At 43.8% G+C, this 25,891-nt stretch carries 22 protein-coding genes; 21 read left to right on the forward strand and 1 reads right to left on the reverse strand.

The genetic code is table 11. The features are described from left to right. Positions 1-10 precede the first annotated feature (10 nt). The 20 genes from ACT89M_RS12490 (at position 11) to infC (ending at position 21,966) form a co-directional block, all read left to right on the forward strand. The gene (locus ACT89M_RS12490; protein ID WP_487345247.1) at positions 11-2,170 is read left to right on the forward strand and encodes a class I SAM-dependent methyltransferase; all 2,160 of its coding nucleotides are present in this window, start codon (positions 11-13) and stop codon (positions 2,168-2,170) included. Further along, positions 2,167-2,745 carry a histidine phosphatase family protein gene (locus ACT89M_RS12495; RefSeq protein WP_487345248.1) on the forward strand — a complete coding sequence of 193 codons (579 nt, stop codon included), beginning with the start codon at positions 2,167-2,169 and terminating at the stop codon, positions 2,743-2,745. The genes ACT89M_RS12490 and ACT89M_RS12495 overlap by 4 nt, the downstream gene beginning before the upstream one ends. Before the next feature lie 5 nt (positions 2,746-2,750). Continuing rightward, positions 2,751-3,440 carry a 3'-5' exonuclease gene (locus ACT89M_RS12500; RefSeq protein ID WP_186809539.1) on the forward strand — a complete coding sequence of 230 codons (690 nt, stop codon included), beginning with the start codon at positions 2,751-2,753 and terminating at the stop codon, positions 3,438-3,440. Beyond that, the gene (locus ACT89M_RS12505; protein ID WP_154886213.1) at positions 3,437-3,796 is read left to right on the forward strand and encodes a hypothetical protein; all 360 of its coding nucleotides are present in this window, start codon (positions 3,437-3,439) and stop codon (positions 3,794-3,796) included. The genes ACT89M_RS12500 and ACT89M_RS12505 overlap by 4 nt, the downstream gene beginning before the upstream one ends. Then, a complete protein-coding gene (locus tag ACT89M_RS12510; protein WP_251503213.1) occupies positions 3,753-4,208 on the forward strand; it encodes a putative metallopeptidase in 456 nt (151 codons plus the stop codon). Before ACT89M_RS12505 ends, ACT89M_RS12510 begins: the two co-directional genes overlap by 44 nt. 180 nt (positions 4,209-4,388) lie before the next feature. Further along, a complete protein-coding gene (locus tag ACT89M_RS12515; protein ID WP_308721926.1) occupies positions 4,389-5,702 on the forward strand; it encodes an RES family NAD+ phosphorylase in 1,314 nt (437 codons plus the stop codon). A 318-nt stretch (positions 5,703-6,020) separates the two neighbouring features. Further along, positions 6,021-6,275: a hypothetical protein gene (locus ACT89M_RS12520; RefSeq protein ID WP_154886210.1), complete on the forward strand. Its 255-nt coding sequence runs from the start codon at positions 6,021-6,023 to the stop codon at positions 6,273-6,275. A gap of 114 nt (positions 6,276-6,389) precedes the next feature. Then, positions 6,390-7,010 (forward strand): SH3 domain-containing protein, encoded by a 621-nt coding sequence (locus tag ACT89M_RS12525; RefSeq protein ID WP_251503216.1) that lies wholly within the window; start codon positions 6,390-6,392, stop codon positions 7,008-7,010. A 45-nt stretch (positions 7,011-7,055) separates the two neighbouring features. Beyond that, positions 7,056-7,799 carry a hypothetical protein gene (locus ACT89M_RS12530; RefSeq protein ID WP_487345249.1) on the forward strand — a complete coding sequence of 248 codons (744 nt, stop codon included), beginning with the start codon at positions 7,056-7,058 and terminating at the stop codon, positions 7,797-7,799. A gap of 365 nt (positions 7,800-8,164) precedes the next feature. Then, positions 8,165-8,602 (forward strand): Imm8 family immunity protein, encoded by a 438-nt coding sequence (locus ACT89M_RS12535; protein WP_154886207.1) that lies wholly within the window; start codon positions 8,165-8,167, stop codon positions 8,600-8,602. A 222-nt stretch (positions 8,603-8,824) separates the two neighbouring features. After that, on the forward strand, positions 8,825-9,811 hold the full coding sequence (locus tag ACT89M_RS12540; RefSeq protein ID WP_090920731.1) for an ABC transporter substrate-binding protein: 987 nt from the start codon (positions 8,825-8,827) through the stop codon (positions 9,809-9,811). Between the two features lie 134 nt (positions 9,812-9,945). Continuing rightward, positions 9,946-11,589, forward strand: coding sequence for a helix-turn-helix domain-containing protein (locus ACT89M_RS12545; protein WP_341181961.1), 1,644 nt, complete (start codon positions 9,946-9,948; stop codon positions 11,587-11,589). A 294-nt stretch (positions 11,590-11,883) separates the two neighbouring features. After that, entirely contained in the window at positions 11,884-12,960 is a 1,077-nt protein-coding gene (locus tag ACT89M_RS12550; protein WP_154886204.1) for a fibronectin type III domain-containing protein, read from the forward strand. A 210-nt stretch (positions 12,961-13,170) separates the two neighbouring features. Then, on the forward strand, positions 13,171-15,330 hold the full coding sequence (locus ACT89M_RS12555; RefSeq protein WP_154886203.1) for a putative PEP-binding protein: 2,160 nt from the start codon (positions 13,171-13,173) through the stop codon (positions 15,328-15,330). A 251-nt stretch (positions 15,331-15,581) separates the two neighbouring features. Continuing rightward, positions 15,582-17,525 (forward strand): LTA synthase family protein, encoded by a 1,944-nt coding sequence (locus tag ACT89M_RS12560; protein ID WP_154886202.1) that lies wholly within the window; start codon positions 15,582-15,584, stop codon positions 17,523-17,525. Positions 17,526-17,805: 280 nt separating this feature from the next. Further along, the gene (locus ACT89M_RS12565; protein ID WP_308721922.1) at positions 17,806-18,813 is read left to right on the forward strand and encodes an LLM class flavin-dependent oxidoreductase; all 1,008 of its coding nucleotides are present in this window, start codon (positions 17,806-17,808) and stop codon (positions 18,811-18,813) included. Positions 18,814-18,954: 141 nt separating this feature from the next. Further along, the gene (locus ACT89M_RS12570) at positions 18,955-19,701 is read left to right on the forward strand and encodes a metallophosphoesterase family protein (protein ID WP_487345250.1); all 747 of its coding nucleotides are present in this window, start codon (positions 18,955-18,957) and stop codon (positions 19,699-19,701) included. A 117-nt stretch (positions 19,702-19,818) separates the two neighbouring features. Continuing rightward, the gene (locus ACT89M_RS12575) at positions 19,819-20,142 is read left to right on the forward strand and encodes a (2Fe-2S) ferredoxin domain-containing protein (RefSeq protein ID WP_154886199.1); all 324 of its coding nucleotides are present in this window, start codon (positions 19,819-19,821) and stop codon (positions 20,140-20,142) included. 210 nt (positions 20,143-20,352) lie between these two features. Further along, positions 20,353-21,285: a manganese-dependent inorganic pyrophosphatase gene (locus tag ACT89M_RS12580; RefSeq protein ID WP_308721920.1), complete on the forward strand. Its 933-nt coding sequence runs from the start codon at positions 20,353-20,355 to the stop codon at positions 21,283-21,285. A 189-nt stretch (positions 21,286-21,474) separates the two neighbouring features. Next, positions 21,475-21,966 carry a translation initiation factor IF-3 gene (infC, locus tag ACT89M_RS12585; RefSeq protein WP_308722023.1) on the forward strand — a complete coding sequence of 164 codons (492 nt, stop codon included), beginning with the start codon at positions 21,475-21,477 and terminating at the stop codon, positions 21,964-21,966. A gap of 116 nt (positions 21,967-22,082) precedes the next feature. Here infC and ACT89M_RS12590 read toward each other — a convergent pair whose 3' ends face one another. Further along, complete coding sequence (locus tag ACT89M_RS12590) at positions 22,083-22,907, reverse strand: protein-glutamine gamma-glutamyltransferase (protein WP_090920700.1); 825 nt, start codon at positions 22,905-22,907, stop codon at positions 22,083-22,085. A 202-nt stretch (positions 22,908-23,109) separates the two neighbouring features. On the opposite strand from ACT89M_RS12590, the gene ACT89M_RS12595 reads away from it, so the two are divergent. Next, on the forward strand, positions 23,110-25,866 hold the full coding sequence (locus ACT89M_RS12595) for a PAS domain-containing hybrid sensor histidine kinase/response regulator (RefSeq protein WP_308721919.1): 2,757 nt from the start codon (positions 23,110-23,112) through the stop codon (positions 25,864-25,866). The last annotated feature ends 25 nt before the right edge of the window (positions 25,867-25,891 follow it).

Here is a 25,891-nt window from a genome sequence, read left to right on the forward strand (position 1 = left end):
TGGAGAATCCATGCTGCACGCGCTGGAAGTGATTCAACGTTATAAATCAGGAAAGACCCAACAACAACATTTGCAAAAAGAACAACAAGAGCCGCAATGGCTGCAATGGTTAGTCGCGGCGGAGAAGCCGCGAATTAATCTGGAGCGCATTCACTCCATTGCCGAGCTTCAGAAGACAAATGCGGTATTGGATTACACCGAGCGTACACTTCGCATGCTGGATGGAATGCAGCTTTCGTTCTGGATTCGGGAACTGCTGGAAGAGGTGCTGTCCTGGTCGGAAACGGCAAAAGGGGGTTCACTGGAACAGCGCAGAACGTGGCAACAGCAGGGCATTAACCTGTTTGTACATAATATTGGCTCGGCTCAGCTATATCATCGATATACTACAGAGCAAGAAAATGGACTGGAATCGGCAGCCTCGCCGAGACAGGAGATCATTCGTATTTTAATATCAACACATGGACTGATTGGGCAATACATACGGGGGGAAATTCCGTACGCTGAGAATACACCGTTGCGTGCTTTGATTTCTGAAGGCTGGGTTACTGGTGGTGAACTTCGTATTCTGTTAATGGCTCTGAACCAATGTATTATTGGAGCGGTTGATTCTGGTCTTTGGGAGCAGGTTCAGGATGAAGTAGAGCAAATTGTGGACTGGATTGTGTCAGGAACGGAACATACAGATTGGAGCGTGAAGGAGCGATTATCTCGCCTAAGAAGTAATTCAATCCGGCAAGGTGAGGCGATGGATGAAACGTATGCCAAGCTGAAACAACAGTTTCCTGTGGAGCAACAACTGTCTGCTCTTGCTTCACGTACATTGTGGTATGTGGAGTCAGCCATGCGGGATTTTTCGTTGGAAGAGATGGTCAAGGTGTTTTTACTTGCACTTCATAGCGAAGAGTGGGAGAAGGAAATAGAGGGGCATTCAAAGGACTCTTCATTGAACTCTATACGTCATATCAGCTTTGAACCGTTAATGAACACGATGTATTACGACTATAAGGGTGTCAAAAAGCTGAATATTTACAAGAAACGTATGATTGAAAAATATCTGGAGCAGTATTCATGGGAACAGATTACCGCTGGCGAGCAGTTGCCTTATCCGCATCTGGGGCATCGGATTGAGCGGTATCCCGATCTGCCCGATACGTTGTTTGTAACCTTTGAATTCTCGCCTGCGGCCGAAAAATTGATTGCTTTTTGCATCGAAGCAGAGAAATCTCCGTTGTACGAACAGGCGGTACTGCTTTTATTTGATCTGTTTGGCCTGCGACGGGATGCGTATGATCGGTTCCACAACGAAGAGACGTACCTTTCGGATATGAATAGCTCGGGAGACTACAAAAAAGTGCTCCTTGACTATATGGTGGGCAAACGTGTACTTGATATCGGCCCGGGTGGCGGTGTGTTGCTGGATTTGATTGAGCAGGAGAAGCCCGAGGTTGAAGCGATCGGCATCGATATTTCGGCCAACGTAATCGAAGCGCTGGAACGCAAGAAGCAACGGGAGTCTCATCGCTGGCATGTGATGAAAGGGGATGCGCTGCAACTGGATCAGTATGTGGAGCCGGGAACAGTGGATACGGTGATCTTTTCCTCTATCCTGCATGAGTTGTATTCGTATATTGAGCGTGACGGACGCAGATTTAATACTGATACGGTGGCGGCTGCGTTGCAAAGTGCTTTTCAGGTGCTCTCGCCGGGCGGAAGAATCCTTATTCGGGATGGTATTATGAGTGAACCGGAGTCACAAAAACGACGAATTCGATTCATGGAGCCGGATGGGTTAAGCTGGCTGGAACGTTATGCAACTGACTTTAAAGGGCGCGGGATCAGTTACGAACGTCTATCCGATGATGAGGTGATTATGCCAATTAATGATGCGATGGAGTTTCTGTACACGTATACTTGGGGGGAGGAAGCCTATGTGCATGAAGTTCAGGAGCAGTTTGGTATATTCACACCGCAAGCCTATGAGAAATGCATACGCGACACGTTAGGGGAGCAAGCGGATATCATCATGCTACGTCATTTCCTGCAAGAAGGGTATACCGAAGCTTTGGCAGATCGGATTATTTTTATGGATGAGAAGGGTAAACCTGTCTCCTTGCCTGACAGCACCTGTCTGATTGTGATCGAGAAGAAGGGCGGAGTAGATGCATGAGCGTAGAAGCTTATACAAGCTTGTATTTTGTGCGACATGCAGAATCCAGGTTCATCGAAGGTCAAGAGCGCGAACGTGGACTGACTGAGCAAGGGGATTTGGACGCGAACAAGGTCGCTCAGCTTTTGCATAAAGAGGACGTGGAGGTATTTTACTCCAGTCCTTATCTCAGGGCTGTACACACCATTCAGCGTCTGGCTGACTTGTGCGGAAAGTCTGTATTCATTGAGGAAGATTTACGTGAGCGTACGCTGTCTTGTTCCCACGTAAAACATGATGATTTTCATGAAGCCAAGCGGCAGCTGTATCGTGATGCCACCTTTGCTTTTCCAGGTGGAGAGTCTGGTATTCAGGCTCAGAAGAGGGCTATTAACACCATTGAAAAAATGTTAGGCGAGCACAGGAGGAAAAAGGTCGTAATTGGCACGCATGGTGATATCATGACCCTTATTTTTCAGCATTATAATCCGAGTTATGGTTTCGATTTCTGGAAGGGCACGACGATGCCGGATATCTACAGGATGGATTTGGATCAAGCTGACAAGATGCTTCAGATTACACGAATGTGGGAGTGAAAGATGTGAAAATCACGTTTTTGCCGGGTACATATACGGTGGACGAGCTAAATGTGACACTGCTACAGGATAGAACATACTGCATATTTGATCTGGAAGGAACAGGTATTGATGTAGCCGTGGAGAGTGTCACTCAGTTTGGTGCAGTACGCTACAAAAGGAGCGAGGGAGCCAGTGGATCCAGTTTCTCTTCTCTGGTTCGGGCATCCAAACCAATTCCGGCATCGGTGGAGAAACTCACTGGTATTACGAATCAAGCGATGTCACAGGCTCCGCTTTTTAAAGAGGTTTACGAGCGATTCTGCAGCTTTATCGGAGATCAAGTGCTCGTGACTCATGCGGGATACGAATATGATCTGCCCATGCTGGAGCGTCATTGTGAAGAATTCGGGTTAACCATGTTTACCAACAAGGTGCTGGATACCAAGGCGATGTTTACATATATTCATCCAGAGGTAACGGACGTTGTTTCAACCGATTTTCTTATCGCATATTACGATCTGAACACAGAAGGCATTCACAGACATGATGCGCTGGCGGATTGTGGCATTATTGCTCGTATCTTCGAATGTGTACTTGAAGAATACGAGGAACGGGGATTAGATCATTTTATAGCAGATTCAAGTAAACACATGAAACGTTTTGTTATACCTGAGATGTATTTGAAGAAGGAAAATGAAGGAGTGACGAAATGAGCAGAAGCAATGTAGACACGTTGTTGCAAGATTTGAAGGAAGGACGCTTGCTTGACAAACGGAATTTTGAAGGACTTGATGTAGATGCGTATCTGGATGAAAGGGATGAACCCCCATTTGCAGATGCGTGGATGCAGGCCTACGAACGTTATGCAGGGGACTCGGTCGTAGCCGAAGATGAAGTGTTGCGACAGATCAGGGAGACAGCATTTAAACGAACACTGGCCTTAACAGGTGAACCGGAGTTAGCGGGATATGTCAGCGATGATTTTGGATTGATCGGTTGTTACTTGTTACAAGGTGGCGAGCAAAATGGGTTTGTGGAACGGTTGTATGAGGGTTACGTTAAGGCATAGGGAATTAAAGTGCTTTTTTAGAGCCGCTATAATAGTATTATCCCCTTTTGTAGACAAGAGAAAAAAGACATCTGTTAAGATGGACTTAATCTTACCAAACAAAGTGTGGGAACACCTAACGGATCAACAGAAAGAGGCGCTAGTCTTTCATGAGCTATGTCATGTTGAAGCATCGGTAGATAAAAATAGAGCCCCCAGAAATTCTTCTAATGATGGACGACCAGTCTTCAGACTATGTAGCCATGATCTAGAGGAATTTAAGCTTGTAGTAGAAAAATACGGGCTTTGGAGACCTGACGCTCAGGATTTTATGGTTTCTGCTAAGAAAGGCGAACAATTAACCATGGATTTCCCTCAGCAAAATCCCAAAAAGGCACCTAGCAGTAATGTAATACATTTACGAGCAAAATAAATCTAATCCATTCAGGGGCATAATGGCAACTAGTTGTGTCCCTTACTTTTTCTTACCCAGCTCCTGCTTCATACCTGTACTCCATTTAGGTATATGTAATAGTGTAGTATCCCGCCCCCAGGTGGTTATAGTACTATAGGAAGGAGAGTATTACCACAAGGTAGAGAGTAGGAGAAGAATATGCCAAATGAGTTATCCGATCTACATGAGCGTACGGTCTGTAGTTGTTGCGCAGAGGACATTTTTAAATTCTTTGAAAAAGTATGGAGGCAGATCAAACTCTACGAACGTTTTGTACAGAACCGTATTGCACTTGTATCCAGAGAGGTGCGTTGCGAAATCTGTAATTATCAAGTATTAGAGAACGAGAAATATCACAGGATTAATGTTGAAGACAAATTTCTTATTCCTATAGCGGATATGTTGTCCGAAGATATTGGTGGATGCGAACATTGCCACGGTAAAGAAATTGAAGATATGTTAAATGAAAACCGCATTGAGTTGCAAGATGAGTATATACCCTATGATCCTGGTGGTTCTTATTATAAGGCGGGCGAGTACATTTCTGACTACGGCGTTCCCGACTCTATATCCCCTTTATTCCTTTCACTGCTAAAGTGCCCCTGCGGCTATGGTAGAGGCCAAGCTGTCAGCTCATCCAACTCTAAAATGAGTTTCTCTAAATATTGTGATTTATATACAAAACAAGAGGTTGAATCCACGTATACTTTTGACATCCAAGAATTCTCCGATTTTGCTGAACAGTACGGAGAAGAGATTAGTCTGAAGGATTTAGAGGCATTTAAAGAAATACTCAGAACGAATCCGATGTTGGCTTATCATCATCAAACTGGTAGAGCGATCTATGAAGTTCTGAAGCAACACTTCCATCACGGAAATATACATATTTTATCAACTGGGCAGACGGATCTGTTTCGTGGAAGGACTAGAGCTGTAGATTCTATTAAGGCATACACATTCGAAGAATTATGGACTGCACCTGTCGGCAAATCTTCACATGGGAGATACAATTTCATTGGGGTGCCTGTTCTATATCTAACGAACTCAAAGGAAGCCATCCCCTATGAAATTAATCCTGCGCATGATCAGCTCATAGATATTGCCACGTTTAAGATTTTGAGAAGAGAACTTCGCTTGTTTAACCTGGGTGAATTTGATCCGAAGTTTCAAGGTTTCTTTAATGAATCGAATGCTGAAACAGATACGAGAGTCAAATCTGCATACCTGCTTCCTAACTATATTGGAGCTTGCTGCAGTCATATTGGCTACGATGGTATTGTCTATTCAGGAGTACACCATGTGGCCGGGTTAGAACCGTATACCAACTATGCGTTGTTTGATATGGATGCAGAATTAGATTTAATCCCCACGTCTCAAACAGTCAGTACGTTTAAACCCATGATACATATTACATTGCAGCATTGTGAACAGAAAGAGCTGAAGGATACTACTGATAATCTAAGTCATGTTTGAGCCAGGATTTTCGTTTTTCTCAAAACTAACTCCATAAAGTTCTACTTCGTTACTTTATTGCATATTATCCTTGTCTCATCATCCTGAATCTGCAGAGATCATAGAATTGCTTAAAAGGAGCAGCACCTATGTACGACAAATTGATATGGGATACCTTAAAACCACTTCTTGTTACTGAAGTTCCATCTATCGCCACTATGATTCTATCCTAGATGAATATATTGAGTCAGGGATTGAAAATATGAAATTCGTTAGAGAATGGTGGGATGTTGAAAAAGTCTATAATGAAATCAAATTATTTGTGAAGAACTAGGAGGTATGGGATACCACATCTTCGAGGATGAAGACGATAAAGAAGATTGGTTAGCGGATTACATGCTTGAGCATCGAACGTGGCCAGAACCTATCATCGTCCTGGATAACTTAAGTTTAACTTCATGGGGAAAACCCTTTCATTTGATGGAAGGGCATCGTAGATTGGATTATTTTAGAGAAGTTTACCAGGAAGAAAGAGATACATTAAAATCACTACACGAAGTTTGGGTTGTGACTCTTAAATCAGACCGGATATAGAGGGTTGCTAGCCCATAAATTCAAATATATGATTTAATATTACAAAATGTAACAAATTAAGCGTGAGGCGGTGGTACAATTTAACTGATTACAAACTGGAAGGAGAATGTAACTGTGCTAAAATGTACTAGTGTATGTGGTAAATTATTCATCTTATTCATCTTTGCAGTTGTCTCGTTCTATATTCCAACAGACAAAGCAGACGCTAGGCTTGTATCGTACAGCAAAAAGGTCAGTGTATGGGATGTAAAAGCTTCAGGTTTGAACATTCGAAGTGGACCCGGTAGCGTGTATCCAGTGATTGCTCAAGTGAGTAAAGGCGCTGATCTCGTAGATTATTGCCCATCTGCAGATTGTGGTCTTACCACTGGTGGTGATTTTGAATGGAGTCGAGTTTATTACCCAAATGCTAGTATTGGGTATTATGCAAACGCTGCTTCAGGATGGGCTGCTATGTATAATACAGTAGGGAATACAGTTTTTAATTTTCATTATACTCACGTAGCTAAAACAAGTAGAGCTACCAGTATGTATACAAGTGATTGTAGCAATTTGAGTGGAATGATCAGACATTTCCCAGAGCAGAATTATTACCTGCAATCATTCGATTCTGAATTAATGGCTTCGCCTTGCAATCCTAATGCTTGGAGGTTGCAAGATCCTCAAGGTGATTCGGATGCACAGGGTTATTTTTATAGCGGATTTGTAAATGGCTGGAACTTAAAAGCGGAATAATGCGTTAAGAAGATATACAGAATAAATAAGAGGAGGATCTGAACTGTGAAGAAAAAATTATGGGTCTCATTGCTGACCATACCACTGGCCTTTGCATCTGTTGGGGGATACATCTATTTCAACCAACCGACCGTCGTAAGTGCGCAGAGTGACGTCGAAAGCGCAGCACAAAAAGCAACTCAAGCAAAAGTGGAGTACATTAAAGAAACGTTGGAAGATGGATCGTACACCGTTCGCTACCGGGATCGCGTCAATTTGACTGAGATTACCGAGGAGTATCGGGATAACAAACTTCACACCAAGTTGATCGTGGAAGATGACGGGAAGAAGGTCACATCATACGGACGTGATTTTGAGTCTGGTAAATTGGTGGGTAACACCTGGACGATGCCTGAGAATATTGCCGCAGAAAATGAAAAATTGCTTCAAATGTCATTGCTTGAAAATGCAAAGCAAGAGTTACAAAAACAGAATTGGACAGTACTTGAGCCTGAAGGAGCACAGGCTCGTTCACTTGCAGAGAGTAACGAACAGCAAGCTGTTACAGAAGACAATCTCCATAAAGAAATTGTAACGATTGATGTTAAAACGGGCTTACCAACGAAACGTGTAATTTATATGAAAGATAAGAATGGTGAGATTGTCTCAAGTTCAACAAAAACAGAGGAATATAAGTATCTGGATGCTATGCCGATGAAAGTTCAAAGAATGGCTGCTCCTGAAGAATCGGTTGAGATTAAAGAAATTCCAGCACCGGTGATTGAAGACAAAGTGATTGAAGGTTCATAAACTGAAAGTGATCAACAAAAGCCAGCACCAATAACCTAGTGCTGGCTTTTTATTACACACTCAAGAATTTCTGTTAGAGTAGTTTCTAGGAATAAGTAACATCTTCTCGAACAGTTGCGGATCCGTATCTTTAAAGAATTAAACCTGCTTTTGACTCAGTTTGTCTAAAATGCCTTCTTGTTGAGCCATTACAAACATGGAGAGACCTAATAGCTTGGTGGGGAAAAAGGCATTTAAAATCTGATCCGGATATTTGTAATGGATAAGGTGAATAAAGGCATAAGTACTAGATTTTAGGTAACGAATACAAATTATCATTTCTAATAAACTAGCAGATTATTTTTTGATGTAAGAGGTGCACTAATATGATCCAACCCGTACTAAAAGATATTGTCATTACAGGAAACCCCAATATCCATGGCAAATTAGAGTTCACAGAAACAGAAGATATTGGAGATGACTTTTATCTGTCAGGTACCGCTTGCATCGGAACTGAAGATGACACAGGTGCGTATAATTTTGACTTTGGAATAATAACCCCAAAAGCGCTGGAAAGAGAACTTAAAGAGAGCTCAGATATTATAACGGGTGCGAAGTGTTTTATCGTTAGTCGGCTAGATTTTGAATTGATTACTAATAAAATAAATCAAATACTTCTACAGCACGAAGGAGACACATGGGAGGATATTGCCGTAAATCTCGCGCCTTATTTCGATTGCGAATATACCGGTTCAGTACACTTAAATAGTGAGGAAGAGCTTCTTGAGATGATTACAAGACATCAGGAAGAGAGTCTTAATTAAAACACGTGTAGATAAACAGCCCCTGCATTCGTTTGCAGGGGTTATTTTTTATCAAGAATGCTTCGTTTGTATAAAAAAGAGTCTTCAAATGTGTATTGTGACGACACAGCTACATCATGTACAATTCACCTACAGAGTTTTATGAGAATGATTATCATTATAGATTAAAGTATTCTGTTCTCATGATGACATCTACAGATTACACATAGGGGGAAATGCATGATGGTAAGGCTAAGCAAAGTAATTCAAGGGTGGTTGATGTTGTTATTGCTCACTGCAATGGTGATATCCGGTTGTAGCGCAAATACGGAAACGTCAGCACAACAGGGAGAAGCCAAGAATAGTACCTCTGTAGAAACGGAGGCTCCAAACAACGAGACACGTGTTGTGAAGGACGAGTTTGGAGAAGTAACGATCCCTGTCCATCCACAGCGGATTGCGGGTATCTATGTCGAGGACTATCTCAAGGCGCTGGATATTACACCGGTTGTACAGTGGTATCATCCCACTTGGGGAGTACAGGATTATTTGAAGTTAGATGCGCCAAAGTTTGATACAACAGGCAGCATCGAGGCACTTTTGCAATACAACCCGGATCTGATCATTGTGGACGGTGGGGTAGATGCAACACAATACGAACAATATAGCAAAGTAGCCCCAACCTACCGTCTGCCGGAGAGTGTTCTTCAGGACTCCAATCAGGTATTGACGACCATTGCCGATATTGTAGGGCAGCCAGAAAAAGGGGTAGCATTTGAAAAGCAATTCAAACAAAAAATTGCAGATGCGAAAGCAAAATTACAACAAACCATCGGAAATGAGACGGTTGCGGTTGTGAGGTTAAACGTAGCAGACAAAGGATTGGCGTTATTCGGGGTCAAAAATCGGTATACCGGATTTGTTTACTCTGATCTTGGACTCACTCCACATCCACTTGCACGAGATATGAAAGAGTACCAAGAGATTCTGTCCGAAGAGGCGATTCCGAGTCTGGATGCCGATCACATTATCGTGTTTCCTTCGAACGGAACCTGGGATTCCGCAGAAAATCAGGAGGCCATCCACATGTTGGACGGAAAACTGTGGCAGTCGCTTCCGGCAGTTAAAAATAAACATGTCTACATGATGGAAAGGTCTCAGTGGCAGTCCGGAGCAGTCATTGCAAATTCCATGAAGATTGATGATTTGTTGGAAAAGATGACGCCATAACTTGTGAATTGAATAGAGAAAGTTCTTCAGCGTGGGTTGAAGAGCTTTCTTTTTTCGTTTACACTAATTCTAATTGATAACAATTCTCATATAAGGAAGATGGATGCACAATGTACGTTTCAATACAGCACATCATGACCAAGCCATGGCTCTGCTTCTTACAACGGATACAATACGTAGATTATACATTGGAAACAAGCTCAACATATTCAGTTCAGCAAACGGAAGCTCATTCTTTTATTATTGTGGTGCAAGGAAGAGGCGTTCTAACGTATTCTGAGGGCCAAACAAAGCTGGAACCGGGTTCCATATGTTTGGTGCGTGCAGATGTTTCTTTCTCTGTAACAGCTGATGTTGGAGAAGAAGAGGCCTTGACGTTTTATAAAATGGATATGAATTCAATGTTCGAAGACAGCTGTTCGGGTAAGTTAATGCCGATCCAAAACAATCTGGAGAAGCAGGCTATTAACCGTGAAATAAGTTTGGTTACTGACAACATAATATCCGTAATTGAGTTTACATATACCCCTTGGAGTGCTTGTGTGGAGTGTATAGAACAGTTATATCGCCAGCAACATGTTACAGTTGTGCATGACGTGTGGGATGTACAAATCCAGTTCCAACAGTGGTTCCGAGATGTCATTCGTCAAAATGATCCAGAGCTTCAACCGAATCATGATCGGACCTCCCTCCAGCAATCCGTTCAATACATTGAATCGCATTATAATCAGATACTCACAGTGGACGAGCTAGCTTCCCGAGCCGGTCTGTCCAGAACAAGTTATACGCGGCATTTCAAGAGATTGACAGGCCAGCTTCCTCTTGATTATGTGAACCGTGTTCGACTGGAGCGATCCAAACAGCTGTTACAGATAACGGATGATCGTCTGCATGATATTGCGAGTCATGTGGGATTTAACAATGAGTATTATTTTAGTCGCCGCTTCAAGCAATACTCGGGTGTCTCACCAGGCGTGTACCGTCGTCATCACCGCCAGGAGGTGCGTGTGTTTGCTCCTTACTTGGAGGATTTCCTGTTGGCGCTCGGAGTAAAGCCGATATTGCAAGGTTCGCACAGAGCCTGGGGCAAACAACGTTATTTACAGCTGGATGATGTGCCCGAATTTGACGTCAGTCAGCGGGATGCCAAGTTTCAGGCGGAGCATATACCAGAGTTCATCATGCTGGACATGGGATATAAAACATGGAACCTGGATCGATTCGAGCAGGTGGCGCCCGTGTATTATGTACATCAAGAGGGTGAAGATTGGCGTGCCATTTTGAAATCGGCGGCAGACGTGCTTGGCAGAAACAATAGAGTCCAGGACGTTATTGAGTCATATGAAGATAAAGCCATGGAGGCCAAAAAACATCTGCAAGGACGTATGCGCAAAGAATCGGTTGCTTTTCTCCGTGTTTCGGCTTCGGGAATTACACTTTACGGTGATCAATCTGGTTATGTAGGCCCAGTCATCTATCGGGATCTCGGTCTCAACCCTCATGAATATGTGACACAGTGGACACAACATGAGCGGAGAGTCGACATTGGATTAGAGCAATTAAGTCAGCTTTGGGCTGATCATCTACTGATTACCTTTGATACTCGTGACTCTTTAAGTTTCGGAGAGGAACGGCAACTGCTGGATAGAACGGAATGGAGGCAGCTTCCTGCCGTGAAGAGTGGTAATGTTTATGAGGTAGACTTTTTGACGTGGATGAACTACGGTGTGATCTCTCATGGGAATAAAATCGACGATATCTTGCGGTTTATAGGGTAGTATACTAGAGAGAAACAATCTCGAATCAATGAATATAAAGGGTATATAAAATGAAAAAATAAAAGTGAATTTTACTTAGAAAGATGTTATTTAATAGCTGAAAGGTGATAAAGTAAAGAGAATTTATTCTCTTTACTTTATTTAGTGTGAGGTAACATTAAAACTAGCAAACTTCCAATAAAAAAATAAAATACAAAAATTTTGCTTAAATTTATAGATGTGCAAGTTTATGTTTAGACAGAGAAAATGGCTTGATTTAAAGTGAATCCTATACATAACTTTAGGAGGATTCATGTGAAGACAAAATTGTTGAAAAAGGTAAGTTGCATGCTAGGAGCTTTTATTTTTGTAATTGGAATTGCACTTCATTCGAATGCATATGCTGCGGTAGATTACAGTGGTGGATTAATGGATCGAATGGTAATGACGCTTAGTGATACCGAAGAAAAAGGGCCAAAATCTACGAATGCTTTGACGGATAATAATGAATCTACGAGCGCAATTATAGAAAAGTGGAACACACCTTCAACCGCTTTAGACCACGCAGTTGCTATTTTTAATGGAACAGTTAAAGCAAATGCAATCCGTGTAAAAGCAGATTTTGACATTTACGTTGGATTGTTTGATTCCAGTGGAAAGGCAATTTTACCAACATACTGGTTTACAGTAAAAGCGAATCAGGCTGATGGAAGATTGATTTATCTTCCCAAAACTTATACAGGGATAGCAAAAGTTAACTTGTTCAACTACTCTAATTCACGAACCGTAAATGTTTCAGAATTCCAAATGTATAACATTACTCCTCCAAGCCAACCTTTAAATCTCCTTGCAACTCCAGACGGATCATCAATTGGATTAACTTGGAATGAGGTAGAAAAGGCAACAAGTTACACAATTAAAAGGTCAGTGACAATGAATGGACCTTATACAACTGTTGCTACAGGTGTTAATCAAGGCAGCTATACTGATGCAGATATTACTCCAGTTACCACATATTATTATGTGGTAACAGCTGTTAATCCTGTTGGAGAAAGTGTAAGTTCAAACGAAGCTTCAGCATCTATTGAAAGCACTGGCGAAGTTGAACCTACTCCCGAAGAGCCACCATCAACGGAGCAGCCGGAACCAGAGCAACCTTCAAGTAACCGTGCAATTCTTGTGGTTACGATGACTACAGGTTTGGAAAAAGAATTTGATCTAAGTATGAAAGAAGTAAATGATTACATCAATTGGTATGAAACGAAGCAGTCTGGAAGCGGTCGAGCTTCATATGCCATTGATAAGCATAATAATAATAAAGGCCCATTTATAAGCCGAAAAGACTATATTCTGTTTGATCGAATTCTGACATTTGAAGTAAACGAGTACTAAATAAGCGCTCCTTCAGCTCATGCTGAGGGAGTTTTTGCTTTGTACGGAATCAAATTTAACAAAAAAACAGAATAACGTTCACAAAATGTTGAACCTGTAGTCTTTGAAGACGCTCCTGCAACATAACATTAGAGTGAAGGCAGCGCTGTTTTAAGGCCTAACGACGCTGCTAATTAATCACAGCCATGGACGGCAGATGGGAGAGTTGCAATGACTAAACGGGTAATGCTGTTGGGAGAAAGAGGTGCAGACTTGGAAGGACTGACGCATGGTATGGGGGTACCCCTCGCAGAACTGATGCAAGCAGGATGGTCTGTTCCAGCGGGAATGGTCGTTACGACGGATGGCTGTCGCGCATATTGTACCCGTCTTGGTCAACTTTCCGATGAAATCATGGAAGAGCTGGTTAGAGCCATCCGACATCTGGAGCAACAAACGGGTACATCTTTTGGAGGACCGAACCATCCGCTTCTGTTTGATGTGCGATCAGATGAGGCTGGTTCTTCTTCGGTATCAGAAGAATACGCTATATCTTACGTAGGTCTGAATGATGAAACCGTCGAAGATCTCGCTCACCAGACAGGCAATCGTTTTTGTGCGCTTCAATGTTATCTCGCCTTACTTCAGCAGTACGGGCAGATAATTTATGGTATTCCTTATAAGATGACACTAGCGAAGCCTTCAGATTCAGAGCCTTATTTTTCAGGAGAAGCGGAGCTTGAATCATTGATTAAAGAATGGAAGGATTTGATTCAGGGGGTCAGTGGAAGTCCTTTTCCACAGGATGTATTTTCTCAACTTCAAGCAGCCGTTCGAGCGGTGTTCTCTTCTGCTAACAAGATGAATCATAGAGCTGGTCTCCTTGAGGATCAAACAAAGGAAGAAGCAATAAAAGGAACAGCAAACGGAGCAACAAGCGGGTCAGCTGTACTTATACAGGCCATGGTACAAGGTAAAGATGTCGATTATATAGGTTCAGGGAAAGTCTACACCCGTAATCCGGCAACGGGGGAACAAGGCATGATAGGAGATTATCTGCCGTCAAGAAGCAAGTCTGGAATGGTGCATGCGCTCTCTTACTTAAAAAGAAATAATTCAAAGCGTTATACAGATCTAGAGATGATCAGTATGGAGCTCGAGAGACGCACAGGAATAGTACTAGAACTCTCCTACGTGGTGAAGTCGGATTCGGTATGCATACAACATGTGCAACCAGCGAGATTAAGTTCTTTGGCTACGATCAGAAACGCAGTCCATTTCGTGGATGAGGGGCTGGTTTCAAAAGAGGAAGCTCTCCTCCAAATGAGATCAGAAGATGTAACAGCGTGTATGCAGCAGGAGCTGCCCGAACTGAAAGTTTTGCTGGAATGGGCTGATGACATAAAAGAGTTATCCATTCTCGCCAAGGTGGAACATGTATCAGAGGCTGGACATGCGCGAGCATGGGATGCAGAGGGAATCGGGTTATGTGTAACCGAGACTATGTTGTTGTCTCCGTCCAGAAAGCCTTATATGCAGAAGATGCTCTTGGCGGATACGGAAGCAGATCGCAGGTGTGGGTTGGAACGATTGCTGCCGATGCAGCAGTCAGATATGGAATGTCTTTTTGAAGTGATGGACGGACGACCGGTGAACATTCAATTATTTGATTTTCCGCTGCAAGAGTTGTTCCAGGATGTAAATGTGCTGGATAAGGATAGTAATGCTTCGGCACTGATTTTATCCCGGATTCATGAAATGCAATTGGAGGCTATTTTCAAGGCAGCGGTCAAGAGTATCCGTAAAGGGCTATGGGTTCGTCCCGAAATCATGATTCCGCATGTGGAGCATGTACAAGAAATTCAAAAAATGAGAGCATTGGTGGATCATGTAGCGGATCAGGTGCTTGGTGAAGAGCGACGCCACTGTATTTATAAGGTAGGGGCTGCAGTTACCTCACAAAACTCTGCAAGGAAAGCAGCACAAATCGCGCGTTATGCAGACTTTATCTCGTTTGATGCAGATACTCTGACACAATCTATATACGGCAACACTCGTGAGGAAACAACTGGGCGAGAGCTAGTGGACGAGGAGACTTTCCAGAGGGAATGTAGTTCTTCTCATACCTTTGATATAGAAGGGGTAGGCCGTTTAGTGGAGATGACAGCTACGCAAGGGCGAATTCGCAAACCACATCTGAAAACATTCATAACCGGTGAACATATACTAGATGCAGCGTCCATTTCGTTTATCCATGATATCAAGTTAGTGGCTGTATGTTGCAGACCCGATCAGATTCCATGGGCTCGAGTTGCAGCAGCGCAGGCAGTCATTCGAGCATCACGCAACCATCAAAGCATGAAGAACGAGGATATATCCACGATTGCCTGAGTCCATCCTCGTCCTTCAATAAAACACATCTGAACCAGTGTGGACGTCTTTATAAGTTGAAAAGAGGGATCAGAAAAATCTGGCGATAATAGCGATTGAAAGGTTATTCTGTCTTTGGAGTGCCCGTGTAAATCATTTTAGTTCTACTTATATAGCATAACCTCAATGGAACAGTGACACGAAAACTGTTATACTGAAATATGCGTTTTGTAAAATGAACGTAAAATTTCAGATAAGGGTTGAAAACGACCATGTTTACATCGACGAATAAAAGCAAGCAGTCAACATCACGGACCTTATTTGCCGTCTTGTTTATTTTAATGCTGCTGAAGTTATCGCTTCTGCGTTATTTCTTCTTCAATGGGTTGTCGGGCGTGGGGCTGTTCACCGATGCTCTCGCTGCGCTTACCATTGTATGCGTGCTGGATTTAATTGTACCGCTGAGCTGGAAGCGCACGGTATACGGGGCGTTTAATGTTTTGTTCTCCCTGATTTTGTTTGCAGCCACGCTATATAATGCACACTTCAGTTCGGTTCCTACGTACACCGCGTTAAGTGAACTGGGGCAGGTTGCTCAGGTCAGAGGAAGTATCGGGCCGCTGGTTCGGCCGCAACACTTTATGTTTTTTGCCGATATTATTCTGGCTATACCGTTCTGGTTGATCAGACGCAGACGTAGCAGAGGGGCTTATCGTAGCAGTTACCAGGAGAGTAGCCTGACATTTGGCAAAAATCGCAGCCGTTACTGGGGCAAACTGGGTGTTGCACTTACAGCGGCGTTCTGCATCGTTTTGTCTGGCAGCTTTATCGTCAAGGGGGAAACGATTGATAACGAGCTGGTACGGGCTGAAAATCTCGGTTTTCTGAACTATCAGGTGTCCTCGGCAATTCTGACGAGCAAGGAAAATGAAGCCATTGCCAATGGCAATATTAACGAAACGATTGCCAAGATTAATGCATTGGTGAGCAAATATCCCTACCAGAACAAAACGGATAACGGTGCATTAGTGAAGGCCAAATATTTTGGTCAAGCAAAAGGCAGTAACTTGATTGTGCTTCAATTGGAATCCTTTCAAAATTTTCCGATTAACGCTTCGCTAAATGGTCAAGAATTAACGCCAGTCTTAAATAATCTTGCAAAAGAAAGCTATTATTTCTCTCATTTCTTCCAACAGATCGGTCAAGGAAATACATCGGATGCGGAGTTTATGTCGAATACGTCCATTTATCCTACAGGAGTTGTACCGATGTCAGCCGGGTATAGTGACCGTGACCTTCCAAGCCTGCCCAAACTGCTGGCGAAAGAAGGATATGAGTCTGAGACATACCACGTCAATGACGTAACTTTTTGGAACCGCAACAAGATGTACCCCGCCCTGGGTTTCACAAGATACTTCGATAAACCGAGCTTTACGAATGATAAATTCAACGATTTTGGGCCATCGGACGAAGAATTGTATCGGGTGGGTGTGGAAAAAATGACTGCGCATCAGGCTGCCAAACAGCCGTTCTATGCTCAGTTCATCACAGCGTCAAGCCATTCGCCGTTTACTGTTCCAGCCGATCGCGCACGTATTGAAATTCCGGCGACGATTACAAACAAACTGTTACATGATTACCTGCAAGCGATCAATTATACAGACTACGCAGTAGGTCAACTGATTGACGAATTGAAGGCCAACGGTTTATGGGATAATACAACGCTTGTGCTCTATGGCGATCACTTTGGACTACCGGAGGAACCAGAGATTACACAGCAGATTCAGGAAAACTTGAATATCCCTTACGATGGAAAAGTAAGCCGATTCAATATTCCGCTGATGATTCATACGCCGAAACAAACGAAAGGGCAAGTGATTGAGCAGCCGGGTGGTCAACTGGATATTCTGCCTACCGTTATGAATCTGATGGGCGTATCGCTGAAGCAAGAGAAGTTCACAGCGTTTGGGCATGATTTGCTCAATATGGATCACAATGCATTCGGTATTCGTTATTACTTGCCAACAGGTTCATTTGTGAATAATGACATCATGTTTATTCCTGGTGCAGGCTTTGACGATGGAACGGCATACTCGCTCAAAACCTATGAGCCAGTCACGAATCTGGAACCGTACCGTTCCGATTACGAACATGTGCTCAGCTTGATGAAGCTGTCTGATGAGTACGTGAAGTTATTACCTAAACGAGCACCTTAATTTAAATGAGTTGAATAGTGCAGTGTCATATTAGTAAGGTGAATAAACAGGCTAGACAAATAAGGTAGACAAGTAAGATAGGCCGAGATAATGTCCTATAACGCAGCCAGCTAAAAACTGGCTGTGTTTTTTTATTTTCTTTTCGATATGTCATGGGGAAAATGAAGAGTAAAGTAATGTAAAGTTTGAAACTGTAATTTTTAATGTTACAATGGACAAGTAAGCAAGAAGGAAAAGCACCTTTATTCTATCACTTCACTGACGAGAGGAATGAATATATATGAAATTGAGTGTACTGGAGCATGGACACATTAGTGAGGGTCGCCATGTACATGATGCCTTGCAGGAAGCTGTAACGTTAGCACAACATGCCGAACAACTAGGTTATTCCCGATTTTGGATGTCCGAGCATCACGGCGGAGGTGCGATGTCCTTTTCAAGCCCGGAAATCATGATTGGCCATGTGGCTGCCCATACGGAGCGTATTCGAGTAGGATCAGGAGGCGTTATGCTGCCGCATTACAGCGCGTATAAAGTGGCGGAAAACTTCCGTTTGCTTGAAGCTTTGCACCCCGGACGTATCGACCTTGGCATTGGGCGTGCACCAGGAGGTATGCCTATTGCCAGTAGGGCATTGAACGAGGGCAAATCATCGAATGTACAGTTTTTTCCGCAACAGATTGCGGATCTTGGTGGTTACTTCCACGAGCAGTTGCCTGAAGATCATCGTTTTGCTTCCCTTGTAGCCGGACCTTCCGTTCCAACGGTACCCGAAGTATGGCTCTTGGGGTCCAGCTCGGAAGGAGCAAGGATTGCCGCGGCGCAAGGGACTGCCTATGCATTTGCCCAGTTCTTTGGAACACCAGGCGGAGAGGAAGCGATGAAACATTATCGTCGCCACTTCAAACCGTCCATTCTAGGCGACAAACCTCACTCCATGATTGCGGTCTCCGCTTTCTGTGCGGATACAGAAGAAGAAGCCGCTGAACTGGCTCGCAGCAATGAGTTATTTTTCCTGCGACTTGGACGCGGACTGGAACAGAAGTCCTTCCCTTCTCTTGAAACAGTGAATAACTACCCATATACAGCGATGGAGCTCGAACAGATTCGTCAGCGCCGCTCATTCTCCATCATTGGCACGCCGGATCAGGTGAAGGACAAAATTATTGCGATGGCTGAACGTCACGAAGCCGATGAAGTGATTATTGCGTCTGCCATCCATTCGTTCGAAGCACGTCTACGTTCTTTCCGTCTGATTGCAGAAGCTTTCGGTCTGAATCAGAACTAAAGCAGGATTATACCTATAGGACCTGGAATATAAGTTTGGATAAGACGGGAACCTTGCTGACTTGGCTGCAGTTGTTGTTGCAGCAGGCAGACAGGGTTCCGGTTTGCATTTTGGGCTCAACCGGAAAGAGAGGAGATTCACTTGCGCAGATGTGTCATCAGTGACATTCACGGTTGTTATGATGAATTCAATGCACTGCTGGAGCAGGTTCATTATGCCCCGTCGCAGGATGAGTTGATTTTGCTGGGGGATTATGTAGATCGAGGCCCTAAAAGCAAACAGGTCATTGAGCAGATTATGAAGCTAAGACAAGAGAACCAAATCGTTATTCTCAAGGGAAATCATGATGCCATGATGGTGAAGGCTCTGACCCATGATGTCGAAGAGTACGATTTACACTGGATTCGCAATGGCGGATTACAGACGCTCGCGAGTTATCTACCCGTTTCGTATGATGGTGATCAGATGGACTGGCAGGCGTATGCCCAGGACAAACAATGGATGCGCTCTCATTATGAGCATCATCTGCATTTTCTGGACGAGCTTCCGTTGTCGTATGAAATTCCAGGATACATTTTCGTACACGCGGGCATTAACCCGGATGTACCCGACTGGAGAAACCAGTCCGAACGGGATTTTATCTGGATTCGCGAACCTTTTTATAGCAAACCTACAGCACTTCAGGACATTGTTGTGTTTGGACATACGCCTGTGCAATATTTGCAGGATGAGCCTGGAATCTGGATGGACCCGCGCGGAGACAAAATCGGTATAGACGGTGGATGTGCTTACGGGGCACAATTAAATTTGCTGGAGATTAACGAGGCAGGTCGTTTGCAGACATTCTTTGTGAAAAAAGGATTGAAGACGTTTGATCCTGAGCTGTAGTTTATCGTTATCGTTGCACAAACCTGGATAGATGTGCTAATTTATAGAGTTGTAATGTTATACTGTGCAATCATAACAAGATACATATCCTATTGATGTGAGAGGAATGAAGCGAGTTTGGCTATCTATAATCTGGATCAACTGCAACACCATATTTTACTCTGTAACGGCGGAACATGCATGCGTAATGAGGGGGAAGAAGTCACTCAGGCGGTGCGGGACGAAATTGCGAAACAACAGGCGGGAGGATTCATTCATACAACACGTACCAAATGTAATGGCCGCTGTGATGATGGATGTGTAACGATTGTGTATCCGCAAGGCGACTGGTACGGTAAAATGACTCCGGAATCAGGCCGGGAGCTCGTGCAAGCCCTGTGTAAAGGTGACAAGCTGGACGGACATCTGATTACAAATGTAGCGAATACACCTGCAAATTAGAAAAGACGTGGATACCTGTTGATGATAATAAGCCAATAGCTTCTTCTTGATTCCCGGCGTTCTCCACTTGCGAAACTGGCCTTTGTGTAATCTCTCATTAATTCGCTGTAAAGGGATTGGAATTAAGACGTATAAGCGCTATAATCAGTAAGGTATGATTCAAATAAGGATAAGATTAACTTAAACTCGAATTGACGGAGGGCTATGAATATGGAAAAAGTACTAATTTTCGGCCACAAAAACCCGGATACAGACACGATCTGCTCAGCAATCGCGTATGCAGACCTGAAAAGCAAATTGGGACAGGAAGTTGAAGCCGTGCGCCTGGGCGAAGTGAATGGCGAAACGCAGTTCGCACTGGATCAATTCAAAGTTGAAGCACCTCGTATGATCAAAACAGCGGCTAACGAAGTGAATAAAGTCATTCTGGTGGATCACAATGAGCGTCAGCAAAGTGTAAGCGATATTGAAGATGTAACCGTTGTTGAAGTCATTGACCATCACCGTATTGCCAATTTTGAGACAAGTCAGCCTTTGTATTTCCGTGCGGAGCCTGTAGGGTGTACTGCAACGATTTTGAACAAAATGTACAAAGAGAACGGCATTGAAATCAGTGCGCCGATCGCAGGTCTGATGTTGTCCGCGATTATCTCGGATTCCTTGTTGTTCAAATCTCCAACTTGCACAGAGCAAGACGTAGCTGCAGCACGTGAGCTGGCTGCTATTGCCGGTGTAGATGCAGATAGCTATGGTCTGGACATGCTGAAAGCTGGAGCAGACTTGAGTCAGAAAACAATTGCTGAGCTGATCTCTCTGGATGCGAAAGAATTCGCTATGGGTACAGCGAAAGTGGAAATCGCCCAAGTGAATGCGGTTGACGTTAATGATGTGCTGGTAAAACAGCCAGAGCTTGAAGCGGCGATTGAAGCGATTATCTCCAGCAAAGGACTTGACCTGTTCTTGTTTGTTGTGACGGATATCTTGAACAATGACTCCGTTGGACTGGCTTATGGTACATCTACTCAAGCGGTTGAAAAAGCATACAATGTAACGCTGACAGACCACAAAGCATTGCTCAAAGGTGTTGTATCTCGCAAATCGCAGATCGTACCTGTTCTGACAGAAGCATTTAACTCGTTGTAATTCGGGGGACACGCCACGATATTACGAGAAAAAGTCATCGTAATGACAGGTTGTTAATCTTAACGCAACGTATGCAATGTAGGTAACGTTTATAACAGCACACGAAATGTAGTCTAATATTTAAGCCTGCTCTGATCTTCAGTGATCAGGACAGGCTTTTCATGTCAAGGAGGAAGATGCATGGCTCAGATCATTAAAAATGAAAAGATCAAAGCTAACGAAGTGCAACTTACTGGTCTGAATGGAGAAGACCTGGGCGTCATGTCAACACGGGAAGCACTGGCACTGGCCAAACAGCATAAGGTAGACTTGGTGTGTTTGTCCCTGATAACCAGCCCACCTCCGTGTAAACTGATTGGTGCGGGCGCTGCCCGTGAAGAAGCACAACAGGCGAAGAAAAAGGCAGGCAAATCTCCGGATAAACGCAAAGTAAAGGAAATTCGCCTGCATCTGCAAATGGAGGATCATGACCGGGATGTGAAGCAGTCACAAGCAGAGCGTATTCTGAAAAAAGGTGACTCCGTGAAATTGGTCATCCAAGTGCATGGAGCCAAAGAGGGAGAGTCAGGCAAAGTCTGGGCAGAAGAACTGTGCAAAGCGTTGAAAGAACACGGCACTAAAACGACAGGAGTTCAGGTTAGCGGCAAGCAAGTTGTGGTTCAGCTTGATCCACCGAACTGATAACATATTGCAAGGAGCCCAATATCAAGTCAGCGCCATGGCTGCTTGTGATTGGGCTTTTTGCAATGTATGGGTTATTCTATTAATGACGCGTAACTGATCTCATGATCGGACATTCAAGTACGCAAATAGCGACTGCCGCCCACTCGAACATACATTTGTCCAGGTAATACGGGTGTGGTTATGTCCGGGTTGTTGCCGGTGGCATTTTTGGCATAGCGGGATAAATAAAGGAAGTCTGGATATATGACCATATCCATTAAATAGGCCGAGGTCATGCTGCCGGGAAAACGAAAATGATTTAAGGTTCGAATAATTTCCTGACCGTTTGCAATGCCAATACCATGTCCGTAGTACCAGTTTTCCCTCAACATAATGGTGTTTTCACCTTGCCATTCAGGGGTTTTGGGTGACACGTCTGGATTTTTGAAATAAAGCACATCTCCAGGTAGTGCGAGTTCCTTGCCATTCTTTTCTGTCAAACGCAGATCACTGTCGTAATGCCAGTCAAATAGCAACAGATTACGGAATAATGAATTAAAGGCATCCTCACGGATGCTTCCAAGTACGCCTCCATAGAGTACAATAACGGTAGCGGTTGCACACTCGAACGCATATAAGCGTCCGTTTCTCCATATATCTCGGATGCCTTCTGCAGGTGTTACATCTGGCCTTAGCTCGAATCCACCCCGTGCATTTCGATTCCAAAAGGCAGGGTTACACCTGGAGTCTTCGAATGAGGCAAAGCTGACACCGCTTCGGTTCAACCCTTCGGCTGCATCAACAAGGGATTCTCTTAAGCTCCATTCAAAATGGAGATGTTCCATGGATTGATACACATACCTAATGGGGCGGTTTTGTAGCTGCTGTAACCAGTACCATTCAAATGCAGACCATTCGGATGGCGACAGTTGAATCGGTTGATTCGCAACAATAATCATGGGGCAATAACCTCCGTTCTTTCATGACCTGGGTGTGCTGAAAAGCTGAAGATCTTAACGTGTCGATTGTTGCCATGTTTTTTTACTTTTGTTTCGTTTAACTATCGTGGTATTTGGGGTACTACTCTATAAGATATAGTTATGTTCAGGTCGATCTGTTCATACGAATAACATTTACATTCTCGGTAAGGGAGGATACGTAGTGTCGAACTCCATCACACAGAGCCGGTCTCTGTTCGAACAATTATACACACACGCGCCAATCGGCATTGCTGTCGCTTCTCATGTTAATGGACTATGGGTGCAGTTAAATCCAGCTTTTTGCGAGATGCTTGGATCAACGGAGGAAGAACTGTTGCATACTTCCGTTGTACATATGATTTATGAAGAGGACCTCAGGTACGAAGAGTTTCGCCGTAATTTCTGGGAAATGACCAACGGTGAACAGCCGATGTATGAAACAGAGGTGCGCCTGAAACGAAAAAACGGCACGTTGCTGTGGGCAACAATCAGAGCTTGCATTGTCCGGGACGAGGTAAGCGGAGAGCCATTATATTTACTAGTACAAGCTGCAGACATTACGAAGCAAAAAGAGGCGGAAAAAACGCTTCTTAATCAGCGTCAACAACTGGAAGAAAGTAGTCGTATTTCGCGCATCCTGGCTGAATCATCCATGGATCTGATTGCAATTCACGAAGCGGATGCCGAGCGCACGTTCAAATATGTATCACATGCCAGCAGAAAAATGCTCGGTTACGAGCCTGAAGAAATGATCGGACGCTCAGGAATGTTCTGTATTCATCAGGACGATATCCCGGCTGTAAAGGCTTATATCCGCCGTCAGATGATCGGGCTCACTCCGGAGCGGATTAGTTATCGTCTAGTGCACAAAGATGGTTCCCTTGTATGGGCGGATACGCTGACTCATTATGTTTGTGACGAGTCGGGAAATTTGCAAGAGATGGTTGCAGTCACACGTGATATTACAGAAAGCAAACAGCAACAATTGAATTTGCAGGAGTACAAGTCGTTGTTTGATTGTAATCCGCTTGGTGTGGCATCTCTGGATCTGGACGGGAACTTGCTGAAAGCGAATGTTGGGCAGGAGCAATTAACAGGGCATAGCAAAGAAGAACTGTTAAGCCGACCTTTTGATCATCTGATTGATCCGGTCGACTTGGAGAAGACGCGTTATCATTTTGAAGAATCGGTCAAGGGTGTAGCGCAGCGTTATGAGATTGGTCTGATTCATAAGGATGGACAACGAATCGAGACAAGTGTAATCAACGTTCCTATTTTATTAGAAGATAAAGTGGTTGGTGTCTATGGCATTACGAGTGATGTTACAGCAGCCAAACGTTACGTCGAAGAGATTGAAAATTTAAGTTATGAAAGAGCACTGATCTTGAATGGAATGTCCGAAGGTGTGATTGGGCTGGATCTGGATGGAAACGTGAATTTTGCCAATCCTGCAGCGGCGGAGATGATGAATATCTGTCCGAGTGAGATGAACGGTAAACCTTTGGAAAAAATGATGATACAGATGCAGAGCGAGGGCATTCCATATCCGACGAACGCCACACCTATTTTGCGGGCTGTGCGTGAAGGTAGGGCCTTGCCTCGTACAGAATCCGTATTTTGGCGTCAGGACGGATCGAGTTTTCTTGCAGAGTTCCAACTGAAGCCGATTATGGATCAAGGGAAAACACGTGGTGCTGTGCTGGTCTTCCGTGATATGACTTCGGTAAAAGAAATCATTCGTGCTAAGGAAGCAGCAGAGCATGCGGATCGTGCAAAATCCGAGTTTCTTGCCATTATGAGCCACGAGCTTCGTACACCGCTAAACGGGATTATGGGAATGGCACATCTTTTGATGGAAACGGAGCTGAATGAGGAGCAACAGGGATTTGCCGAGATCATGATTGATAGCGGGGAGTCGCTACTCTATATTTTGAATGAAATACTGGATTTCAGTAAAATCGAAGCAGGCAAAATGGATCTGGAACAGGGGCCAGTAGATATTCGGGACATGTTAGGCAGTGTAATAGAGCTGTTCTCCATTAAAGCCTCTGAGAAGAATATTGAGCTGTACAGTGAAATATCGGATCACATTCCGGAACGTGTATGCGGAGATGAGACAAGAATTCGTCAAATTCTGATTAATTTGGTGGGTAATGCTGTTAAATTTACTGAAAAAGGAAGCGTCACGATCGTCGCGGAGATGGATTCTTCCCAAGCATATGGTCCAGATCAGCTGATGCTTTCGTTTAAAGTCAAAGATACAGGCATTGGTATTGCATTTGATAAACAGCATCAATTATTTCAATCCTTCTCCCAGTTGGACCCAGCGATCAATCGGAAATTTGGAGGAACGGGGTTGGGACTTGCCATTAGCAAGAAATTAGTTGAGCTGATGGGCGGAGCCATTGGAGTTCAAAGTGAGATTGGGCAGGGAGCGGAATTCCAGTTTACAATTGTGCTGCACAAGTGGAGAGAAGAAATGATGTCCGAAGAAGGTAATGTTGCTGTCAAGGTAGAACTGCCGGAACGCAACCGTCTCGCAAAAGGCATTCGGATATTAATCGCTGAGGATCAGGTATTGAATAGCCATCTTCTGGAGGAGATGCTTCGCAAATTTGGCGGGGTGTGCGATGTCGTGGAAAATGGAGAACAAGCTATACATTTGCTTGCAACTACCCCTTATGATCTGATTTTCATGGATATCCAAATGCCTGTGATGGATGGGATTGAAGCGACTTGTGAGATTAGAAAAATGCATCCGGAAATCCCTGTGATCGCTGCGATAACAGCCTTTGCAGGGGAGCGAGACCGGGAAGCTTGTTTGCAATGCGGAATGCAAGACTTCATAAGCAAACCTTTTCACTCTGCAGAAATTATCCGAGTGCTGAACACATGGGTACCTTATATTCAATCCCACCGGGGGAATTGGAATGATTAACTCAAAAAACCTGTAACTCCAATGG

It is taken from the genome of Paenibacillus sp. NN59 (genome assembly GCF_057597225.1).